We start from the raw sequence: 4,022 nt of genomic DNA, 5'->3' as shown, positions 1-4,022 counted from the left end.
TTGGAGGTGATGCGTACGACGATCCGGTCCGACAGCACCTTGGTGCCGCCCGTCACCGCCGACCGGTCACCGCCGGACTCCCGGATGACCGGGGCCGACTCACCCGTGATCGCCGACTCGTCGACCGACGCGACGCCCTCGACGACATCGCCGTCGCCGGGGATGATCTGCCCTGCCTCGACGACCACGTGGTCGCCGAGCCTGAGGCCGGAGGCGGGGACCTCCTCCTCGCGGAGCGAGCTCTGCCCGGGCCTCCAGTCGGTGAGTCGGCGGGCGACGGTGTCGGTCTTCGTCCGGCGCAGGGTCTCGGCCTGTGCCTTGCCGCGGCCCTCGGCCACGGCCTCGGACAGGTTGGCGAAGACGACGGTCAGCCAGAGCCACACTGTGATGACCCAGGCGAAGATGCTCGGATCCTTGATCGCCGAGAGCGTGGTCAGGACGGCGCCGACCTCGACCACGAACATCACGGGGTTCTTGACCATCACCCGGGGGTCGAGCTTCTTGAGCGCGTCCGGGAGCGAGGTGAGCAGTTGCTTCGGGTCCAGCATGCCGCCGGAGACACGGTGCGGCTGCTGCGGCCCGGTCGGGGCGCCGCCCGGTGACGCGGGGGGTTCGAGGGTGGTCAGGGACATCAGGACAGACCTTCCGCGAGCGGACCCAGCGCCAGGGCCGGGAAGTAGGTGAGGCCGACGACGATCAGGATCACGGCCGTCAGCAGGCCGACGAACTGCGGCCGGTGGGTGGGCAGCGTGCCCGCCGTGACGGGCACCGGCTGCTGCCGGGCCAGGGAGCCGGCCAGCGCCAGGACGAAGACGATCGGCAGGAAGCGGCCGAACAGCATGGCCAGGCCGAGCACCGTGTTGTACCAGTCGGTGTTCACGGTCAGGCCCGCGAAAGCCGAGCCGTTGTTGTTGGCGGCCGAGGTGAAGGCGTACAGCACCTCGGAGAAGCCGTGGGCACCGGTGTTGAGCATCCCGGCCCGCTCACCGGGCAGCGCCATGGCCAGGCCCGCGCCGACCAGGACGATCGCCGGGGTGGTGAGGATGTAGAGGGAGGCGAACTTCATCTCCCGGCCGCCGAGCTTCTTGCCCAGGTACTCCGGGGTGCGGCCGACCATCAGACCGGCCACGAAGACCGCGATGACCGCCAGGATGAGGATGCCGTAGAGACCCGATCCCGTACCACCGGGGGCGATCTCGCCGAGCATCATGTTGAAGATCGTCATCCCGCCGCCGATGGGCGAGTACGAGTCGTGGAACGAGTTGACCGCGCCGGTGGAGGTGAGGGTGGTCGACACCGCGAACAGAGCCGAGCCCCACACCCCGAAGCGCTGCTCCTTGCCTTCCATCATGCCGCCGGCCACGTGGCCGGCCTGGCTGCTCACGCTGTGCAGCTCGTTGACGGTGACGATCGCGACCGAGGCGGCCCAGATGACGCCCATCACGGCGAGGATCGCGTAGCCCTGGCGGTGATCGCCGACCATGCGGCCGAAGGTGCGCGGCAGGGAGGTGGCGATCACCAGCAGGAGGTAGATCTCCAGCAGGTTCGTGAAGGCGTTGGGGTTCTCGAACGGGTGGGCGGAGTTGGCGTTGTAGAAGCCGCCGCCGTTGGTGCCCAGCTCCTTGATGGCCTCCTGCGAGGCGACCGGGCCGCCGGTCAGGCTCTGGTGGTCGCCGATGAGGGTCGAGATGGAGTCCACGCCGTGGAAGTTCTGCACGGCGCCGCCCGCGACGAGCACGATGGCGAAGACGAACGCCAGCGGGAGCAGGACGCGCACGACGATGCGCGTGAGGTCCACCCAGAAGTTGCCGACGCGGTCGGTCTTCTTGCGGGTGAAGCCCCGGATGAGGGCCGCGACGACGGCGATGCCTACGGCCGCGGACACGAAGTTCTGCACCGCGAGACCGGCCATCTGCACCAGGTGGCCCATCGTGGACTCACCGGAGTAGGACTGCCAGTTGGTGTTGGTGACGAAGGACGCGGCCGTGTTGAAGGACACGCCGGGCGTCACGGAAGGCATGCCTATGGACAGCAGCAGGTGGTTCTGCAGCCGCATGAAGGCGTAGAGGAAGAGGACGGAGACGGCCGAGAAGGCCAGCACGCTCCGCAGGTAGACGGACCACTTCTGGTCCGCGTCGCCGTCGACCCCGCCGAGCCGGTACACGAGGCGTTCGGCGCGCAGGTGTTTGACGGAGGTCAGGGTGTGGGCGATGTAGTCGCCCAGCGGCCGGTAGGTCAGGGCCAGCGCGCCGACGAGCGCGAGGATCTGAAGCCAGCCCGCGAGGGTGTCGTTCACTAGAACTTCTCCGGGTAGATCAGCGCCAGCACCAGGTAACCGACCAGGGCCACGGCGACGACGAGTCCGACGACGTTTTCGACGCTCACAGCCGCTCCGCCCCCTTGGCCACGAGGCCGAGCACGGCGAAGACGGCGACGGTGAGGACGATGAAGGCCACATCTGGCATGCGGAGCACCCCGGTAGTCGTGTGGGGAAGAATGCCGCGCACCCGGTCGGGCCCGCGGCGCCGGTGAAGAACCGGTGTACGTAGCGAAGCGCCCCGCAGTGCCCCGGACAGGCTTCGTTAGCGGGTCCCTGACGCGGCCCGGAGACGGCTTGACGGCTCCTTGACGCCGCACCTGCGAAGAGGTGGGGTGACCGGCGGCGCGAGCGCCACACTGGCGCGGGTCACGGCGCTCCGGCAGTGGTACGACCCGGCGATGCAGCTCTGTGACCTGGTCGAATGCTCCCGGTAGCCCTGCGGTGCGCCTGGCGCCCCGGTGGGCCGGCAGGTGGTGTGGGACGTGGACGTGCTTGCGCCGGACCGCCGAGTGCGGGACTGCGGGGCTCCAGGCCCGGTCATGGGCCGACGCCGGGGCCGGCCGTTGGTGGATCGGTCACGCGGACCCGGTCACGCCGACGCGGCCGTGGGCGGCCGGTTCAGCCGTCCAGCCAGCCGCGGTCGCGCGCGAGGAGCGCGATCTGGAACCGCGTCCGGGCGCCGAGGGCGGCGCCCGCGTCGCTGACGTGCTTCTGGACCGTCCGGCGGCTCACTCCCAGTACCCGGGCGATGGCGTCGTCCTTCATCCCCGTGGCCATGAGGTGGAGGATCGCCCGGGTGCGTTCGTCCGTCGCGACCGCTTCGCGCTCGCCCCGTGGGACGGGCCAGTCCTGGCGGCTCTCCAGGGAGACCGGAGTCGCGCATGCCCAGACGCCCTCGAAAAGGGCCACGCACACCTCGATCAGGGCCGAGGAGTGCACCACCAGGGAACCCGCCGAGGGCCGGTCGAGGTGAAGCGGGAGGAGAGCGGCCGTCCGGTCGAAGACGGCCAGCTTGACGGGGACCCGTGTGCCCAGGCGCAGTTCACCGCCGACCGCTATGCCGCGCATCACGGTCTCCAGGGACACCTCGTCGGTGAGGCCGTCGGCCTCGTACACCGAACGCAGCCGCACCCCCGGGGCGACGGCGGTGCGGTCGGGGTCCCGGTGCCCCGAGTCGTCCGCGGTCTCCGTCACATAGGGCGGCTTGGACAGGTGCAGCACCTCGCTCCTGCTGCCCTTGAGCAGGTACGCGTACCGGGCGGTGACCTCCTCGCCCTGCTCCAGCACCTCCACCAGGTCGGGTGCGCCGGGGTGCGCGGCGGAGCGGTAGAGCTCGTCGAGTTGCTCCACGAACAGCTCCGTACGCGCCAGTTCGCTGCGCCTGCGGGCGAGCAGCGAACCCAGTGAGGAGCGCGGCGGTCCGGCCTTCCAGCGCGGGGACCCGCCGGGGATGCGGATGACGAGGAGTTCGTCCTCGAGGGCCCGCAGCACCCGCTCGGCCTCGCAGACCGACGTCCCGACCACCTCAGCCACCGCGCCGGCGTCGGCCGAGGGATGGCCCACCAGGTACTCCAGCACCCGGGCGCCCAGGGCGTCCAGCCCCAGCCCCTCCCAGGGACCTCCCGATGAGACATCCATGCAGCTTGCCACCCCTGTACGTCCACGCATCGGCTCATGATCGTACGCCTCGCGGAACGGCCGG

At 70.4% G+C, this 4,022-nt stretch carries 4 protein-coding genes; all 4 read right to left on the bottom strand.

All coding sequences use genetic code 11. The annotated features are described in order from the left end of the window. Nucleotides 1-632: P-type ATPase actuator domain-containing protein (locus tag AC3ET4_RS30450; protein WP_488175982.1), on the bottom strand; the 632-nt coding region annotated here is incomplete at its 3' end. Then, complete coding sequence (gene kdpA, locus AC3ET4_RS30445) at nt 632-2,296, bottom strand: potassium-transporting ATPase subunit KdpA (protein WP_431955145.1); 1,665 nt, start codon at nt 2,294-2,296, stop codon at nt 632-634. The genes kdpA and AC3ET4_RS30450, both read right to left, overlap by 1 nt. Next, on the bottom strand, nt 2,296-2,385 hold the full coding sequence (kdpF, locus tag AC3ET4_RS30440; RefSeq protein WP_361812010.1) for a K(+)-transporting ATPase subunit F: 90 nt from the start codon (nt 2,383-2,385) through the stop codon (nt 2,296-2,298). The genes kdpA and kdpF overlap by 1 nt, the downstream gene beginning before the upstream one ends. 553 nt (nt 2,386-2,938) lie before the next feature. Next, nucleotides 2,939-3,958 (bottom strand): helix-turn-helix transcriptional regulator, encoded by a 1,020-nt coding sequence (locus AC3ET4_RS30435; RefSeq protein WP_431955143.1) that lies wholly within the window; start codon nt 3,956-3,958, stop codon nt 2,939-2,941. Nucleotides 3,959-4,022 lie beyond the last annotated feature (64 nt).

Source organism: Actinacidiphila sp. bgisy167, assembly GCF_057707665.1.
Note: the sequence above shows the minus strand (reverse complement) of the source record. Positions and strands in the feature narration are given on the sequence as shown.